The sequence below is a fragment of the Bacillus sp. TH22 genome, from assembly GCF_016651015.1.
Lineage (GTDB): Bacteria > Bacillota > Bacilli > Bacillales > Bacillaceae_G > Bacillus_A > Bacillus_A mycoides.
Genome location: NZ_JAEKER010000001.1, coordinates 4872132 through 4888897, shown reverse-complemented (window position 1 = coordinate 4888897; position 16766 = coordinate 4872132). Strand labels below are relative to the sequence as shown.

Annotated in this window: 16 protein-coding genes and 3 pseudogenes; 5 read left to right on the top strand and 14 right to left on the bottom strand. The window is 35.6% G+C overall.

Annotated elements, in window-relative coordinates; translation table 11 throughout:
• From hutU to hutP, 3 genes are all read right to left on the bottom strand, one after another.
• Positions 1 to 1659, bottom strand: coding sequence for a urocanate hydratase (gene hutU / locus JFU18_RS24945; protein ID WP_002087851.1), 1659 nt, complete (start codon positions 1657 to 1659; stop codon positions 1 to 3).
• Positions 1660 to 1682: 23 nt separating this feature from the next.
• A complete protein-coding gene (gene hutH / locus JFU18_RS24940; RefSeq protein ID WP_002033511.1) occupies positions 1683 to 3200 on the bottom strand; it encodes a histidine ammonia-lyase in 1518 nt (505 codons plus the stop codon).
• A 102-nt stretch (positions 3201 to 3302) separates the two neighbouring features.
• Complete coding sequence (gene hutP, locus JFU18_RS24935; protein WP_000926519.1) at positions 3303 to 3743, bottom strand: histidine utilization transcription antiterminator HutP; 441 nt, start codon at positions 3741 to 3743, stop codon at positions 3303 to 3305.
• A gap of 181 nt (positions 3744 to 3924) precedes the next feature.
• On the opposite strand from hutP, the gene JFU18_RS24930 reads away from it, so the two are divergent.
• Positions 3925 to 4893 carry a class I SAM-dependent methyltransferase gene (locus tag JFU18_RS24930; protein WP_201031599.1) on the top strand — a complete coding sequence of 323 codons (969 nt, stop codon included), beginning with the start codon at positions 3925 to 3927 and terminating at the stop codon, positions 4891 to 4893.
• 13 nt (positions 4894 to 4906) lie between these two features.
• Here JFU18_RS24930 and JFU18_RS24925 read toward each other — a convergent pair whose 3' ends face one another.
• A complete protein-coding gene (locus JFU18_RS24925) occupies positions 4907 to 5479 on the bottom strand; it encodes a DJ-1/PfpI family protein (RefSeq protein WP_016092105.1) in 573 nt (190 codons plus the stop codon).
• Positions 5476 to 6054 (bottom strand): AAA family ATPase, encoded by a 579-nt coding sequence (locus tag JFU18_RS24920; RefSeq protein ID WP_085312135.1) that lies wholly within the window; start codon positions 6052 to 6054, stop codon positions 5476 to 5478. The genes JFU18_RS24925 and JFU18_RS24920 overlap by 4 nt, the downstream gene beginning before the upstream one ends.
• Before the next feature lie 254 nt (positions 6055 to 6308).
• Here JFU18_RS24920 and JFU18_RS24915 point away from each other — a divergent pair, with 254 nt between their 5' ends.
• Together JFU18_RS24915 and JFU18_RS24910 are read left to right on the top strand one after the other, a co-directional pair.
• Positions 6309 to 6605: a hypothetical protein gene (locus JFU18_RS24915; RefSeq protein WP_002033506.1), complete on the top strand. Its 297-nt coding sequence runs from the start codon at positions 6309 to 6311 to the stop codon at positions 6603 to 6605.
• Between the two features lie 109 nt (positions 6606 to 6714).
• Positions 6715 to 7146 (top strand): DUF2621 domain-containing protein, encoded by a 432-nt coding sequence (locus JFU18_RS24910; RefSeq protein WP_201034214.1) that lies wholly within the window; start codon positions 6715 to 6717, stop codon positions 7144 to 7146.
• Positions 7147 to 7290: 144 nt separating this feature from the next.
• On the opposite strand, the gene JFU18_RS24905 is transcribed toward JFU18_RS24910, so the two are convergent.
• The 5 genes and pseudogenes from JFU18_RS24905 to JFU18_RS30560 form a co-directional block, all read right to left on the bottom strand.
• A complete protein-coding gene (locus tag JFU18_RS24905; protein WP_002160885.1) occupies positions 7291 to 7797 on the bottom strand; it encodes a CcdC family protein in 507 nt (168 codons plus the stop codon).
• 90 nt (positions 7798 to 7887) lie between these two features.
• Entirely contained in the window at positions 7888 to 8595 is a 708-nt protein-coding gene (gene ccdA / locus JFU18_RS24900; protein WP_201031601.1) for a cytochrome c-type biogenesis protein CcdA, read from the bottom strand.
• A 156-nt stretch (positions 8596 to 8751) separates the two neighbouring features.
• On the bottom strand, positions 8752 to 9909 hold the full coding sequence (locus JFU18_RS24895; RefSeq protein ID WP_201034215.1) for an RNA-guided endonuclease InsQ/TnpB family protein: 1158 nt from the start codon (positions 9907 to 9909) through the stop codon (positions 8752 to 8754).
• 13 nt (positions 9910 to 9922) lie between these two features.
• Positions 9923 to 10141: pseudogene (locus JFU18_RS30670) on the bottom strand (IS607 family transposase); the annotation flags it as partial.
• Positions 10142 to 10224: 83 nt separating this feature from the next.
• Positions 10225 to 10368, bottom strand: a pseudogene (locus JFU18_RS30560) (peptidase T).
• A gap of 325 nt (positions 10369 to 10693) precedes the next feature.
• On the opposite strand from JFU18_RS30560, the gene JFU18_RS24890 reads away from it, so the two are divergent.
• Together JFU18_RS24890 and JFU18_RS24885 are read left to right on the top strand one after the other, a co-directional pair.
• Positions 10694 to 11602 (top strand): EamA family transporter, encoded by a 909-nt coding sequence (locus tag JFU18_RS24890; protein WP_201031602.1) that lies wholly within the window; start codon positions 10694 to 10696, stop codon positions 11600 to 11602.
• Between the two features lie 245 nt (positions 11603 to 11847).
• Positions 11848 to 13008, top strand: coding sequence for a M20 peptidase aminoacylase family protein (locus JFU18_RS24885; RefSeq protein ID WP_201031603.1), 1161 nt, complete (start codon positions 11848 to 11850; stop codon positions 13006 to 13008).
• Positions 13009 to 13029: 21 nt separating this feature from the next.
• Here the strand turns inward: JFU18_RS24885 and JFU18_RS24880 are convergent.
• From JFU18_RS24880 to alsR, 4 genes and pseudogenes are all read right to left on the bottom strand, one after another.
• A pseudogene (locus JFU18_RS24880) lies at positions 13030 to 13979 on the bottom strand (ABC transporter permease).
• Complete coding sequence (locus JFU18_RS24875) at positions 13972 to 14883, bottom strand: ABC transporter ATP-binding protein (protein WP_201031604.1); 912 nt, start codon at positions 14881 to 14883, stop codon at positions 13972 to 13974. The pseudogene JFU18_RS24880 and the gene JFU18_RS24875 overlap by 8 nt, the downstream one beginning before the upstream one ends.
• A gap of 94 nt (positions 14884 to 14977) precedes the next feature.
• Positions 14978 to 15553: an FtsX-like permease family protein gene (locus JFU18_RS24870; protein WP_201031605.1), complete on the bottom strand. Its 576-nt coding sequence runs from the start codon at positions 15551 to 15553 to the stop codon at positions 14978 to 14980.
• Positions 15554 to 15806: 253 nt separating this feature from the next.
• Entirely contained in the window at positions 15807 to 16715 is a 909-nt protein-coding gene (gene alsR, locus JFU18_RS24865) for an acetoin biosynthesis transcriptional regulator AlsR (RefSeq protein ID WP_002128558.1), read from the bottom strand.
• Between the last annotated feature and the right edge of the window lie 51 nt (positions 16716 to 16766).

Below are 16766 nucleotides of genomic sequence, written 5' to 3'. Positions count from 1 at the left end.
TTATTTCATCATTGGGATGTTAACGCCTTTTTCTTTCGCAGTTTGAACCGCTAAGTCATAGCCAGCATCAACGTGACGAACAACACCCATACCAGGGTCAGAAGTTAATACGCGTTCAATACGTTTTGCCGCTGCTTCTGTTCCATCTGCAACGATAACCATTCCAGCGTGAAGTGAATAACCCATACCAACGCCACCACCGTGATGAACAGACACCCAGCTTGCACCATTTACACTGTTAATTAATGCATTTAAAATTGGCCAGTCTGCTACTGCATCACTACCGTCTTTCATAGATTCTGTTTCACGGTTTGGAGATGCTACTGATCCACAATCTAAATGGTCACGGCCGATAACGATCGGTGCTGATAATTCACCATTAGCCACCATTTCATTAATAATGCGGCCAAATTTCGCACGCTCGCCATAACCAAGCCAACAAATACGTGATGGAAGACCTTGGAACTCAACTTGCTGACGTGCCATACGAATCCAATTACATAAATGCTCATTATCCGCGAACTCGCGTAAAATAACTTCGTCTGTTTTATAAATATCTTCTGGATCACCGGAAAGTGCTACCCAGCGGAATGGTCCTTTTCCTTCACAGAATAATGGACGGATAAATGCTGGAACGAATCCCGGGAAATCGAAAGCATTTTTTAATCCTTCATCGAAAGCAACTTGGCGAATGTTATTTCCGTAATCAAATGTAATCGCGCCTTTTTCTTGCATTGCAAGCATTGCTTCTACATGTTTTTTCATACTTTCTTTTGATAATTGTACGTAACGTTCTGGATCTTCTTCACGAAGCTTCGCTGCTTCTTCTACTGTGTAACCTACTGGAATATAACCGTTTAATGGATCATGAGCAGATGTTTGATCCGTAACTAAATCTGGCGTAATATTACGCTTCACTAGCTCTGGTAAAATCTCTGCCGCATTTCCTAGCAATCCAATTGAAATCGGTTCTTTCTTCTCTTTATACTCGTTCGCAATAGTTAACGCTTCTTCTAAAGACTCTGTATACAGATCACAATATCTCTTTTCAATACGACGATCGATACTACGCTTATCTACATCAATAGCAATTACAACACCGCCGTTCATCGTTACAGCAAGCGGTTGTGCACCACCCATACCACCTAAACCAGCAGTAAGTGTTACTGTACCTTTTAATGAACCATCGAAATGTTGACGTGCCGCTTCACCAAATGTTTCATATGTTCCTTGTAAAATCCCTTGTGTCCCAATGTAAATCCAGCTACCTGCTGTCATTTGTCCGTACATCATAAGACCTTTTTTCTCTAATTCACGGAAGTGATCCCAGTTCGCCCACTTCGGTACTAAGTTTGAGTTCGCTAAAAGAACGCGAGGCGCATCTTCATGTGATTTAAAAATTGCAACTGGTTTTCCTGATTGAACAAGTAACGTTTCATCGTTTTCTAACGTTTTTAATGAATCAACAATTGCATGGTAGCTTTCCCAGTTACGAGCTGCACGGCCAATTCCGCCATATACAACTAATTCTTCTGGTTTTTCAGCTACTTCAGGATCTAAATTGTTCATTAACATTCGAAGTGCAGCTTCTTGAACCCATCCTTTCGTTTGTAACTCAGTACCTCTTGCCGCACGAATTGTTTGTTGTACTTTTTCCATTTCAATCTCTCCCTTTTCTCGTTTTATAGTGCTGCATTTACATCCAATCTTTCCTTTATTGAATAATTCGTTTTTAACCAATGCGCGATATTTTCAATATCCGTTGAGAATATACGGTCATTTGTAATAGATGGCACTTGCTGACGACCTTGATGATAGAACGTTTTTGTAACTGTACTCATGTTTTCAATTCCGCGATATTCTGCTGCTTGCATCGCACAGATCATCTCAATTGCAAGAACGCGTCTTGCATTTTGAATAATTTGATGCGCATGACGTGAAGCTATTGTTCCCATACTTACGTGATCTTCTTGGTTAGCTGAAGACGGAATTGAATCTACACTCGCTGGATGAGCTAACGTTTTATTTTCTGAAACGAGTGAAGCCGCTGCATATTGCATAATCATGGCACCTGATTGAAGTCCTGGTTCTGGACTTAAAAATGGTGGTAAGTCATTTAATTGCGGATTTACTAGGCGTTCAATACGGCGCTCTGAAATATTTGCAAGCTCCGCCATCCCTACTTTTAAGAAGTCCATTGCAAATGCAATTGGTTGTCCGTGGAAATTACCACCAGAGATTACTTTTTCACCGCCATCAAAAATAAGTGGATTATCTGTTGCTGCATTCATTTCAATTTCTAATTTTTCTTTCACATAATTTAAAACTTGCCAAGAAGCACCGTGAACTTGCGGGATACAACGAAGTGAATATGCATCTTGTACACGAAGTTCTCCTTGTTTTGTCACAAGTTTACTATCATGAAGAATATCACGAATTCTGCTTGCCACTTCGACTTGCTCTTTATAACCACGCGCTTTATGAACATTTTCATCGAATGCATCAATAATGCCGCGTAATCCTTCCATTGTCATCGATGCAATTAATTCTGATTGATAAGCACTTGCTTCAGCTTCTATATAAGAAAGAACCCCTTGCGCTGTCATTGCCTGCGTACCATTGATTAACGCAAGACCTTCTTTTGCTTCAAGTTCAATAGGTTCAAGTCCTTCTTCTGTAAGAGCAACCATCGCATGAACTCGTTTTCCTTTGTAGAACACTTCACCTTCACCTAATAAAACGAGAGCAAGATGAGATAAAGGTGCTAAATCACCGCTCGCTCCTAGTGATCCTTGTTGCGGAACGACTGGATGAATTTTACGATTTACAAACTCAAGAAGCATGTTTACAACAAGTGGTCTAACACCCGATACTCCTTTTAACATCGTATTAGCTCGTAAAATCAACATACCGCGTGATACTTCTTCAGGGAATGGATCGCCTATTCCGCACGCATGTGACTGAATTAAGTTGTGTTGAAGTGCTTTTACATCATCTTTTTGAATAAGTACATCACTAAACTTTCCAAATCCAGTTGTAATACCGTAAACGACTTTTCCGTCCTCTACAATTTTCTCGACAACTTCGCGGCACTCTGCCACTTTTTGCATACTAGTTGGGCAAGCTGTTACACCTTCACCTTCAAGTAACAACCTCTTCATTTCTTCAACTGTCAATGTGTGTCCTGTTAACGTAATCATTCTTTTTCCTCCTTATAAAGGCAAAAGGGGACCTTATCTTTTTAAGACAGACTTCTGTCCTAAAAAATAAGGCCCCCTTCTAACTAATAGACTATGGGCAAATCATATGTGATTAATTCCTAAACCAATCGCCTCATGCTCAGATCCTTTTACAGGTGCACCAATCGTTCCATAAAGTGCAACAGCAACCCATTCGCCTTCTTTTTTTCCGTCGTATGGTGTACCGCGCACAATCGCAAAGCGAAGTCCTACTGTACGAAGAACGTCTGCTAACTGAATTTGACCTCTCGTCACTCCGTACAAAGCTTCCATAATTGCATGATAAAGTGCATGTGTTTCTCTGTAAACATCTGTTTCAATAACTCGGTTACTCTTAGCCGCTGTTTCCATTGCTGCTACTACTTTTTGCGAATTCATAGAACCAACTTTCCCAGTACAATATTTCCAACCTTTCGGAATAGATAATACGGGACTTTCATTCTCATCCGCAAGTGCCAACAGCATGGCCATACGACCAATTCGATGTGTTCCTTGAAGAAGCATGTGACTCTCTCATTTCTTTTGAATTATTTGAATATTACTTAATTTAAGAATATATGAAAACGGTTAAATCGTCAATAGTTTAAAATATTATTCAAGCAATTTTTTATCCCTCTCATACTTGTACTTGTGTACACAATTTATTTACAGATTTTTTTCAGACGTGCTATAGTCTCACTAACAGATGCAAAGGGGCGAAATTTCAGTGGCGAAGCGAAAAGATATTCATTTTCGAATTGAAGAAAAATTACTTACAAGGTTTGAAGACGCACTCCATTACGAAGGTTTAAATAAAACAGATGTATTAACACATGCGATTCAGCAATTTTGCATAAAGGTGGAATGTGAAAAAATGAATGATGTAAAACGCCAATACAACGTAAGTAACCATTTACAAACACGTATCGATACGCATAAACATTACGAAGAAAAACAAGTGAATGTAGATGAAGTCGTCATTGAACATTTACAACTCCAAGGTGAAGAAAAAATATTAGAGGTCGGGTGTGCTAACGGAAAATTTCTTTCCCTTTTGCAAACTAATGGTCATAAAGGACATCTAACTGGTTTTGATCAATCCGAAACTATGCTTTCTGAAGCTGCTATAACGAATAATATGATTGAATGGAAACTCGGTGACGCTAGTAAACTTCCTTTCGAAGCTAATTGCTATGACCTGATAATCGCAAGGCATATGTTATACCACATGAAAGATGTCGAAAAAACTATTCAAGGATTCCATAAAGTAATTCGTCCCGGTGGCTCACTTTTAGCTACAACAAATTCTAAAGTTTCAATGCCTCGTATAGTTGAAATGTGTAACAGTATGCTAGACGCATTTGACTTACCAAAAACATCACCAGCAGTAGCTCCATTTTGTTTAGAAAATGGTAAAGAGATACTACAATCTATTTTTTCAACTGTTGAAGAAACAATTATTCATAATGCACTCGTTTTTCATCATGCCACTCCAATCGTTAACTATATTTCTAGCATGTTCCCGTCGCTGAATATACCTGATAATATGTCCCTTCACACCGAAATGAAGGAATGGCTAAAAGAAGAAATAGAAAATGATTTATCACTTCACAACGGTATATGGCGCGACCCGAAAACGTTAGTGATTTATCGATGTAAAAAAGAAAAGAGCTAGCATTCGCTAGCTTTTACACGTTTTCCGGTAAAAGATTCTCCATCATTATATTGCCCTTTCCACTATAAAAATTTGTATTATGTTCATTCACTACTCCAAAATAGGAGGCAATCGCTAGTCCAAATGGCACAAATGCATGTCCTTGTGCTGTAATAATATTTGCGTGCTGTACAACTTCTGTATAAACAAAATTTTCTACTGGAAAACAATCTAATTTTTGATAATCTATGGTCACTGTATAAGAGATTTCTTTAAATAAACCTGCTTTTGCTAACGCATACGGTCCAGCACAAATCGCTGCCACTAATTTTCCTTGCTCAGAAAATTGACGAATAACTGAAAAAAGCAGTTTCGCCTCTTTCATATGTATTTCATCTCCGCCCGGAATGATAATCCCCTCATATTCTTCTACACGCACTTCACTTAATTCTATATGCGGCTGTACTTGTAAGCCTGTTTCACTTATAATCATTTCTTTTGTTAAACCCGCTGTAATGATTTCATATTTCTTTTTCAGCAATGCTGTTGCTACCGTTATTTCAAACTCTGCAAATGTCGGGTATACGAATAATAATATTTTTTTCATAGCCTTTTCTCCCTTAGCCACCCTATAAAATATGCCTCTAATTCGTCCACTGATAATATATTAGTGTCCACATAAGTTACGGGAAATTGTTTATACCATTCTTTTTCAACTTCTACTAATTTAAATTGTTCCTCAAATGTACTTCGATTTCTTGTCCTATCATTATTTCTCCTATCATACAAACTCTCTTTCGAAACATCTAAATAAAAAATTGCATCCGAACGGCATTCTCTTAATTTATACAATTCATCTTTTAATTCTGTTTCTATACCCCACTCTTTCCCTATCACTTTCGAATAAAAGAGTGTATAAAATTCAATATCTTCTGGCCCACGATCAAAAATCACGACTGAACTTTTCACATTTTGAAACTCTTTTATTTTTGCTTCAATAAACATTTTTTGATTTGTAATAAACCCCTCTTTTGTACACATATCCAAATTTAATTTTTTTCGCTTTTCTACAATTGGATAAGGATTTTCATATATAACTGAAAGCCCACATCGCTCTAAGCTTTTGGCCAATGTTGTTTTTCCACTTGCCATCGGTCCTTGAAGTGAAATTACGTATACCATCCCTCTCACTCCCTTTTCTTATAATACATTGATAATATACAGAATTTTGAAAACTAACAACATAATATATAGCATCTTGTTTCTTATTCTTATGTAACTTATAATAAAAAATAGAGATTATGACGGACGCATCAATAATGTAAGCTTGGAAATCCAAGCTTACATTATTTTTTGCTTTCCCTTTTCTTATAAAAAGAGTATACTAATTTAGAACGTACGTTCTTAATGATTACATACAGTAAGGAGATAGAACAATGGTATACGACACAAAAGCAATTTCTTGGAATGCATCTTTAAAACAACTTCAACGCCGCTATACAAACAAACAAGTTGACCGAAAAGAATTTGAAGATATTGAACTAATGGAATTCTTCCGCGATAACGACTACATTCCTTTACCTACACATATAAGCGGCCTATCAACAACACGTTTTACTTCTTACTCTATTTTCACAACTGAAGATAAAGATCGTAAAGTTGGCACACTCATCATTGAATATGTAGAAAATGACAATGATATTTTATGTGTTGAACAACTATACTTCGTTTAAATCACAGCGCTTGGTCAAAATGATCAAGCGTTCTTGCTTTCTATGAATCTCATTGCTTATAATATAAATAAAATACAAAATATTGCTTTCGTTAAAGGAGGGCATACAATTGCTTGAAGGATGGTTTAGTTGGTTTATAGTCGTTTGGACTGTTGTATTATTAGGACTTATGTCTATCGGTGGATATTTTATGTTCAGAAAATTCCTAAAACGATTACCAAAAGAAGACGGCATGTCTATTTTAGATTGGGAAGAACACTATATAAATAAAACGAGACACTTATGGGATGACGAGCAAAAACAATTGTTAGAAGAGCTCGTAAGTCCCGTTCCGGAATTATTTCGCGATGTTGCTAAATCAAAAATTGCTGGGAAAATTGGGGAACTTGCACTACAAGACAATGCCTCTCAAATAACACAAGATTTAATTATTAAAGGATATATTATTGCCACACCAAAGCGTGATCATAAATTTTTAGTTAAAAAATTGCAAGAAAAAAAGATTGATTATTCGAATTATAAAACTTTGCTTGCAAAATAATCTTCATTTTTTTCCTATTTTCAACAAGTTAACATCAATGGTAAACGTTTTATACGTCGTGGTTGGGACAGAAGGTGCTAACAATACCAATAAAAAATACAGCGTCTTTGACGCTGTATTTTTTATTTTATCCATATACAATTTTCACGTTAATTTCATATCTTTCTCATTATAAAAACCATCTTCTTTTTCCATTTCCTTCTGTAATTTCGTAAAGGAACGGTACATCGCAATTCTCCATGAAACAATCATTGCAAACGCAAGTAAGAAGAACATACCACTAAGTTGTCCTAAATCAAGAGATTGACTTAAGTATGTTTTAAACACGATACGCACTACAAGTAATCCAATTAAAATAAATACAAATGCTTTTGAACGCTTCAAATAAATCTCTTGTCCGCGTATTTCAAATTTAGATGTTTTAATAAGAAAAATGGAGAAAAATAGACCAACGACAATCGCTTCTAACATTTCTGCTGGAGTTAATCGAAACTCTGGAAAAACATACATCAATGCTCCCGTGCTCATAAAAAACGGTGGGAGTATAATTTTTTTCAATGTTGCAGGTTTCTTAGCTGCTTTTAAACGAATAAACATCGCACCGACAGCCATACAAACAGCAACGATACTTGATAACAGAACTATGTTCATATTTTCTCATCCTTTTTTGTGGCTATATGAAAAATATAATTTCATTATATGCTTTTCCGTTAGTATTTCCAACATTTTCACAGAATAATACTAAAAACCGGTAAATCCACCAAATAAACTTGAGAAATATACGATGATTTTCGTCATCCAATTAAAGTATAGGAAGATTCCCATGACAATCATAATGTATCCTCCGACTTTCATGAACGCCATACTATTTCTTTTAATCCAAGACATTTTCGTAATAAAGAATGAAAGTACGAAAAAGGGAATCGCAAATCCAAGTATGTAAGCAATCATATAAATCATTGCCGATTCTGGATTTGTTGCCGCTAATCCAATTACAGACACTAATATAGGCCCAGTACAAGGTGTCCATCCAGCAGCAAATGCCAATCCAATTAAAACTGAACCAAAATAACCACTCGGACGGTTTTTAAAAGCAAATTTACGATCTTGCATTAAAAACTTCGGCTTAAATACACCGACAATAATAAGACCGAATACGATGATAAATATACCACCTAACTGTCTAATTAAATCTTTATAATCCGTAAAAACTCCTCCGATAAAACTTGTACCAAATCCAATTGCGATAAATATAATAGAAAACCCAAGTAAGAAAAACGCTGTATGTATCATACTTCTTTTGCGAAGCATTGCATTTTCTTCTTTCAATTCAGAAACCGACATACCTGTTATGTATGATAAAAATGCCGGATAAAGCGGTAAGCAACATGGGGATATAAATGATAAGAACCCAGCTCCAAATGCTAAAAAAATACTAATATCTTGCATTATTCCACTGCTACTAAAAATATAGACAAATGTACATTCTTAGAGTATTCCTGCTTCTGCGTGTCCTGTCTCGCCACTAATTCGCTACTACAGTTTGCTGTAACACTCCACAGGCGTAAATTCCGATGTAGCCCACCGTACATATATACAATCTATTTACGTTAGTATTGTATATTTTTTTGCTTGTAAAAGGTTGATTGACGCGTTCAAATCTCTATCTATTACATTTCCACAGTCACATTCGTATACTCGGTCGGACAGCTTTAAGTCTACTTTCTTTTGACCGCAACATGAGCATAACTTTGACGAGGGATAGAATGTATCTACTTGACGTAGTTCGATTCCATATTCCTCACATTTCGTCAATAACCATGTTTTAAATGTATAAAAGCACTGCTTGGCAACTGCTTTAGATAGATGTTTGTTCTTCATCATACCTTTCACATTCAAATCCTCCACTGTAATAAACGTTGGCTTGGTTTTCACCACATCATTTACAATAGACTTTACATACGCTAATCGAATATTTGCGAGCCGGGCATGTAGTTTTTGCACCCTAAGAATGTTTTTCTCTATATTCGCTCTTTTGTTAGTAACAGATTGTTCACCTCTCTTTTTTATATTTTCAAATTTACGTGATAAAGAACGTTGCTCACGTCTTAACCGTTTTTCTATCTTTTTTACTTGTATTGTTTTGTTGATGTTTTCATGAACGATACCATCGCTACGTATAGCGAAATCCTTCACCCCTAAATCAATACCTAAACCTGTTTGATTGAGTATTGGCTTCGTTTCTGCTTCTTTCCATTCGCAAAGCACAGATACAAAATATCTTCCTGCTCTTTTACCTATCGTTCCACTTTTTACAATCGCATTTTTGGGGATATACCCATATTCTTTTAACCTCATCCAACCAATCGTTGGAACTTTTACTCTATGTCTTTCTACTGTCCAATCTGTTTTGTTATTTTTCGGAAAATAGCACTTCACATCTTGCTTCTTCTTTTTCTTATATCGTGGAAACTTAGATAAACCCTTAAAAAACCGCTTAAAAGCTTTATCTCCATTCATAATGGCTTGTTTTACAGCTTTACTCGACACTTCTTTTATCCACTGGTCACATTCTTTTGTATAGACATTGTTCAACCATTTTGAAAAGTCATACCCACCTAGAAACTTTCCTTCGGCTTCATACAACTCTTTGTTTTTAGAGATATACATGTTGTAAACATATCTACACACACCAATAGTCTGATTTATTCGGGTTATTTGTTCTTTTGTTGGATGAATTTCTATTAGATATGCTTTTTTCATAGCTCTTCATCCTCCGACATTTTCTTTTGTATTTCCTCAATCCATATACCCTACAACTACATACATGAATGATAGATATCAAATACTGAGCAAGTTCTTCTTGTGGAGACAACTTTTCATTAGTAACAATGATAACTTTGACTCCCATCTTATGAAGAAATCCCTCAAACCAGTCATAACCAAAACGAACAAACCTATCTTTGTGTGTGATGACGATGGTTGAAACATTTCTCTCCATGCAGTCATCAAGCTTATGTTTTACTACGTATGTCCACGTTTACCTATGTTTTCACTTACCGTTGTTTCCTCCTCTCCCTAAATATTGTAGCAAAAACATATAAAAATACTATGAACAATTCGTGAAATCACTTTAGCAACGTGACAATAAGAAAAACTACCCTTTCAAACAGTTTCTAAAATAACGTTTTCATTTCCTTCTATTATATAGAAAAATCTCAATTAGACTACAAAACCTCTCTAATGTTATTAACATAACAAAGATAACATAGTTTCTCAAATGATTAGCATATTACTAGTACGTCTATTTACATATTGCTTAAAAAATATTTTTTTCAAATGCTGTCTTTATACAATACAAAGCTGATTTTACAATACTTCTATTATTACTAATTTCAAGATTATGCATAAATATCATACTTTTATTATTATTCTATAAAATTTTGCACTTTTCTTTCATTTGACCCTTCATTTTTAATTTTGTATACTCCCTCTAGTTATATATGTCCGTTACGGAACAATTTCATATAGATGGGAGGAATTTTTCATGCTTCGTTATTCTCTTTTAGTTTTATTAGGAGCGTGTAGTTATGGGGTTTTAGCTATTTTTGTTAAACTTGCATATGCAGAAGGATTTTCACTTGGAGAGGTAATTGGTAGCCAGTATTTGTTCGGTTGGATTATTTTACTTGCTATTACACTTCTATTTTCTAGACATCGTGTTCCACTAAAACAAATGTTAATTTTATTCGTCGCAGGAACGTCTGCAAGTTTTACCGGAATTTTTTACTACGCTTCTTTAAAAACTGTACCAGCTTCTATTGCAATTATACTTTTATTCCAGTTCGTTTGGGTTGGGATTATCATTGAAGCAATTACAACGAAAACATTACCTTCAAGAGAAAAAGTTATTTCAGTAATTTTCTTACTTGCAGGTACATTTTTATCAAGTGGGTTATTAGAAACATCAGCTGGTGATTTCGATACGACTGGAATCATTTTAGGCTTATTATCTGCTGTTACATTTGCAACATACATTTTCGTAAGTGGTAAAGTTGCCGTTGAAGTACCTTCTTTACAACGCGGTGTCCTTTTAATGGCTGGCGCTTTAACTTTAGTCATGATCGTATTCCCGCCAACATTTATTTTTAACGGAGTGATTTCTCAAGGCCTTTGGAAATACGGCTTAGGATTAGGAATATTTAGTATCGTTATTCCGTCCATTGCCTTTACAATCGGTATTCCAAAAATCGGGTCTGGCTTAGCAACCATTCTTGGCGCAGCAGAACTGCCAGTTACAACAATTATGTCTGTATTCGTTTTAAAAGAAGCTGTACTATCTTCACAATGGGTCGGTGTATCACTTATTTTAATCGGTATTGCAATCCCGCAAATTGAATATGCAATGCGTGGACGTTATAAAAAACAGCATACTCATAAAAAAGTTGCAGCATAAAGTGAAACTTTAATCAGTGGGGGTTTTGTTCATCCCCACTGATTATTAGCCTTCACCAATCGGGCATTTATGGGCAGTTGATCTCCCACTTAACTTCTTTGCTTCAGCCGAATTTTGAGGTGGGAGTTTTACTGCCCGTTAATGCGGGATAAACGAGAGAGGATTTTCATTTGAAAATCCTCTCTTTTATTATTGTGTTATATAATGAATACAAATACTTCACTTAAGAAAGAGGGGGATAATAAGTGGCATCCATTCCAAATCAATTAACAGAAAAACTTATTTCCATTCGTCGGCATTTACACGAATATCCAGAACTATCGTACGAAGAATTTGAAACGACAAAAGCAATAAAAAATTGGTTAGAAGAAGCTAATATTACTATTATTGATTCCAATTTAGAAACAGGAGTTATCGCTGAAATTTCTGGTAATAAAAACGGACCGGTTGTAGCGCTTCGTGCTGATATCGATGCCCTTCCTATCCAGGAAGAAACAGACCTTCCATACACTTCAAAAATACAAGGTAAAATGCATGCTTGTGGGCATGATTTTCATACAGCTGCTATATTGGGTGCGGCTTACTTATTAAAAGAAAAAGAAGCTTCTCTTAACGGAACTGTTCGCTTTATATTCCAAGCTGCTGAAGAAAGTGGAAACGGAGCATATAAAGTTGTTGAAGCTGGACATTTAAAGAATGTGCAAGCCGTGTTTGGTATGCATAATAAGCCCGATTTACCAGTAGGTACAATCGGTATTAAAGACGGTCCACTAATGGCTGGAGTAGATCGATTTGAAATTGAAATTCATGGTGTTGGGACACATGCAGCTGTGCCTGATGCCGGCGTCGATCCTATCGTTGCATCATCTCAAATCGTTATGGCACTTCAAACAATTGTAAGCCGAAATATTAGTTCTTCTCATAACGCTGTCGTAAGTGTAACAAACATTCATTCAGGGAATACATGGAACGTTATTCCTGAAAAAGCTACATTAGAAGGAACTGTTCGTACATTCCAAGCTGAAACACGTGAAAAGATTCCGGCATTAATGGAACGTATCATTAAAGGCGTTTCTGATGCATTAGGTGTAAAAACAGAATTCCGATTTTATCCAGGTCCTCCTGCTGTTCAAAACGATAAAGTACTCACTGATTTTTCTATTCATATTGCAGAGAAAATGAATCTAAACGTTATCTCTCCTACACCATCAATGGCAGGAGAAGACTTTTCTTTTTACCAACAAGAAATACCAGGTTCATTCGTCTTTATGGGAACAAGTGGTACACATGAATGGCATCATCCAGCTTTTACAGTAGATGAAAAAGCATTGCCTATTAGCGCAGAGTATTTCGCCCTATTAGCCGAAGAAGCTATTCATCAATTATTACAAACAAAAAGCCGTTAAGTTACCCTTAACGGCTTTTGCTTATGCTGTTAAATCTCGTTTTATAAATACAGTATAGGAAACCCCTAAAAATACAGCTAAGTATAGAAGAAGCATACAAGAAGCAAATGGGAATGTTACTCCATCAATAAAGCTTCCACCCTTTAAAAGCCCATATAAATCTGTATTCGCTGGTAATAAATATTTCGCCCATTCATATCTTGCTGCCGGAATTAGCGCTATTCCCCCTGATAATGCAAGAAATAAAGAAATCCCGATTGCACCTCCGCTCGATCTCGTTAAAACGGAAATCATAAAGGCAAATGCAGCATACACAAGAGTTGGTAACCAAGATAAAATATAATATTTACTTGCTTCTACGAAAATATTTTGTTTTATTATATTTCCATTTTGAACGACAAATTCAGCCCAAGTTTGGTTGTTGGAATTTATAAATAATCAACCCGCATAATACGGAAAAAATCATATTAAATATAAATAATAATGCCGCAAATATAACGATTGCCAAAAACTTGGATGTTAAAATTTTAAATCGGCTCATCTGGACGAATTGTTAAAAATTTATATGTTCCCCAGCTATATTCATTCGCAAAAATCGTACTCGCATATACGAGAATAAATGGAAGTAAAATTGGAAATACGATAAAGCCTGTATCTCTCATAAATGAAAGCGGAGAACTACTTGCTGGCGCTGTATTCGTATCTAAATGCTTCATTTTAAGCTGGTATTCCTTTACAAGCTCGTCTCCTGACTTTTCTGTTAAAATATCCTCTTTTTTCATGCCGAGCTTTTTCTCAATTTCTACAGTGCGTTCTGTATAATCCGCTTTCCACCCTTTTGTTTCTGGCTCTAAATATTTTACCGTAACCCATCCTAATCCAATAATTAATACCGCAATAACTGCAAAAGGAATAATCGTTCGCTTTCGCTTAAATATTTTATACAGCTCGTTATAAACTAAATTAAACAATATCTTTTCCTCCTGTTAATTCTAAAAACTGCTCTTCTAGCGTTTTTCTTTCTTCATATACACGATAAACTTGAATGTTTTTCTCCATCAATGTACGAAGAATATTTGGAACTTCTTCATCTTTCACGTTTATAATTAATTCGTTTTCTTTTACTAAAACATCGTATTCTAAAACCTCTGCCGCTTTATTCGCATCATCTACACGTATATGTATTTCTTCTGTTTCTTCCTTTTTATCACTGTGAATATTTTGTGTTGCGACATATTCTCCATGCTGAATAATAATAACCCTGTCACACATTAATTCAACTTCTGAGAGTAAGTGACTAGAAACAAGAACAGCTTTTCCTTGTTCATGCGCAATTTTCTTTATGTACATCCGCATTTCATGTATACCACTAGGATCTAATCCGTTCGTCGGTTCGTCTAGTATTAATACATCTGGATTATGTATAAGCGCCTGAGCAATTCCTAAACGCTGTCTCATACCGAGTGAATATGCTTTTACTTTACGGTCAATTACTTGTCCCATTCCTAACAATTGCACTACTTCATCGATACGCCCTTCAGTCACATTTCCATTCATTCGTCCGAAATATGTTAAATTTTCATAGCCGCTTAAGAAAGGATAAAATTCTGGTGTCTCAATTACAGCACCAATTTTCGCAGCAGTTTTTTCAAATTGCTGTTTTACAGATTGACCATCAATCCATACTTCTCCTTCTGTCATACGAATCATTCCGACCATCATTCGCATTAATGTCGTTTTTCCAGCACCATTTGGTCCTAATAAGCCAACTACTTCACCTTTTTTCACTTCAAAACTAATATTTTCTACTAACGTCTTTGAACCAATTCGCTTTTTTAATCGATCAACTTTTACGATCGCTTGCTCATTTATCATTCCATACAACCTTTCTTCTTAACTCTTTTTTTCAGTTCTTCCCACTGTATCATGATTAATAACATGTGTAAAATGAAGAAAAAGCCATGATTTCTCATGCCTTTCTCCTCGTTTCATATGACTTTTCACCCTTTAACCTTTGTGTAAACCTACAACATTGCCACATTGATATTATAATGACAGTTATCATAACAACTGCTGTTATCACTACCGCATACATCGTAATCGGTGCATTGGTTATCCCTTGGATTCCTACTGCTTTCATAAAAATAATAATAAATAATTTCAAAAATAACATACCATGAATTAATCCGAAAACAAAAGCTCCTCCGTAAGTTAATAATTGCTCCTGACATAATAAACATAACATTTCTTTTCTTGTCATCTTCACTACTTCATACGATTTAAACTCCTCTCTTCTTACCCGTAAAAGAGAGGTTGTCATTTTATATGTAACGAAAATACACACAAAAACTATAAATAGAAACATAGCATAAAACCACTTTACAAATATAGGTGTATATTCCGCTTTACTTATTACAGCTTCATTGAATCGGAATGATATCATAAAAAAACAAATCATTGTATTCATAGCAATCCACATAAATTGTTTTAACCTTCTGGTAGCAAATATTTGTATGTTTTTTCTCGCTAACCGAAATAAAGACATAATTTCCCCCTACCTTACTTCATAACATACGCATTCTATACTACTAGTGTATAAGAATATGACATTTTAAACATCGCACTTCAATCGGAATCTTTACTAAGCCTTTAGTCCTAGAAACCAAGCATATTTACCTCTTTAGCATTGAATAAAAAACAAAAAACGGAAATGCACTTTAGTTACATTTCCGTTTTTTGTTTAACGAGGTGAATCTTTATATAACTTAATTATCATGACTATCCTGTAACTTCATCAACTATTCAGCCTTCGCATCTTCCACTTCAATCCTTTTTTTCTCTCTTGCAATTTTCAAAAACTCTAACAACTCTGGATTGTTATTCATTTTTTTATAAGCCACTGACATTTCTGCGACAAAATTAGAATCACATAACTCTTTATATACAACTTCTGTTCTATACAATTTATTTGCGGATACAGGTATTACCGTAATTCCAATACCTGCCGCTACAAGCCCCATAACAGTTTGATACTCCGTTGCTTCTTGTACAATGTGCGGACTAAAACCTACATCACGGCAAAGCGATAAAATTGTATCATATAACGCTGGCCATACTGGTCTCGTAATAAATACGAACGGTTCATCCCTTAAATCTTCGATATGTATTTCGTCCTTTTCAGCAAGAGGATGTGCCTTCGGTAAACATAACGTACATGAAAGTTTTTGAATTGGTTCTAACTCAAGTAATTGCGTTGGAATTGGCGGACGTAAAAATCCAATATCAATTCGATTATCATGAAGTGCATGCACCTGATCCGGTGTGGACAATTCATGTAATGCTACAGACACTCTCGGAAATTTCTTTCTGTACTCTCTGACGATTGACGGTAAAATATCATATATCGCCGCACCTACAAAACCAATTGAAAGTGATCCAACTTCTCCCCTTTGAGCACTTTGTGCAACTTCTACTGCTTTTTCAATTTGTTCAAACGCTTTTTTTACTTCTTTTAAAAACATTTCTCCTGCTTCTGTTAATTCAACCTTTCTCTTCGTTCTTGAAAATAACATAACTCCCATTTCTTTTTCTAATTGCTGAATTTGTTGACTAAGCGGTGGTTGTGTCATTTGTAAACGAGCAGCTGCTCGTCCAAAGTGTAATTCCTCTGCCACTACAACAAAATATTGCAAATGCCGTAATTCCATTTTGGACACCCTTTTCACTTTCGATTAATACATCTAATATATTAATAACAT

Bases quoted from the DNA above. Each gene is read 5' to 3' on its own strand.
- JFU18_RS24875 (WP_201031604.1), bottom strand. From the start codon at position 14,883: ATGATAAATGAGCAAGCGATCGTAAAAGTTGATCGATTAAAAAAGCGA.
- JFU18_RS24870 (WP_201031605.1), bottom strand. From the start codon at position 15,553: ATGTCTTTATTTCGGTTAGCGAGAAAAAACATACAAATATTTGCTACC.
- ccdA (WP_201031601.1), bottom strand. From the start codon at position 8,595: ATGCAAGATATTAGTATTTTTTTAGCATTTGGAGCTGGGTTCTTATCA.
- alsR (WP_002128558.1), bottom strand. From the start codon at position 16,715: ATGGAATTACGGCATTTGCAATATTTTGTTGTAGTGGCAGAGGAATTA.
- JFU18_RS24895 (WP_201034215.1), bottom strand. From the start codon at position 9,909: ATGAAAAAAGCATATCTAATAGAAATTCATCCAACAAAAGAACAAATA.
- JFU18_RS24920 (WP_085312135.1), bottom strand. From the start codon at position 6,054: ATGGTATACGTAATTTCACTTCAAGGACCGATGGCAAGTGGAAAAACA.
- JFU18_RS24930 (WP_201031599.1), top strand. From the start codon at position 3,925: ATGCAAAGGGGCGAAATTTCAGTGGCGAAGCGAAAAGATATTCATTTT.
- JFU18_RS24890 (WP_201031602.1), top strand. From the start codon at position 10,694: ATGCTTCGTTATTCTCTTTTAGTTTTATTAGGAGCGTGTAGTTATGGG.
- JFU18_RS24915 (WP_002033506.1), top strand. From the start codon at position 6,309: ATGGTATACGACACAAAAGCAATTTCTTGGAATGCATCTTTAAAACAA.
- hutU (WP_002087851.1), bottom strand. From the start codon at position 1,659: ATGGAAAAAGTACAACAAACAATTCGTGCGGCAAGAGGTACTGAGTTA.
- JFU18_RS24905 (WP_002160885.1), bottom strand. From the start codon at position 7,797: ATGAACATAGTTCTGTTATCAAGTATCGTTGCTGTTTGTATGGCTGTC.
- JFU18_RS24925 (WP_016092105.1), bottom strand. From the start codon at position 5,479: ATGAAAAAAATATTATTATTCGTATACCCGACATTTGCAGAGTTTGAA.
- hutP (WP_000926519.1), bottom strand. From the start codon at position 3,743: ATGCTTCTTCAAGGAACACATCGAATTGGTCGTATGGCCATGCTGTTG.
- hutH (WP_002033511.1), bottom strand. From the start codon at position 3,200: ATGATTACGTTAACAGGACACACATTGACAGTTGAAGAAATGAAGAGG.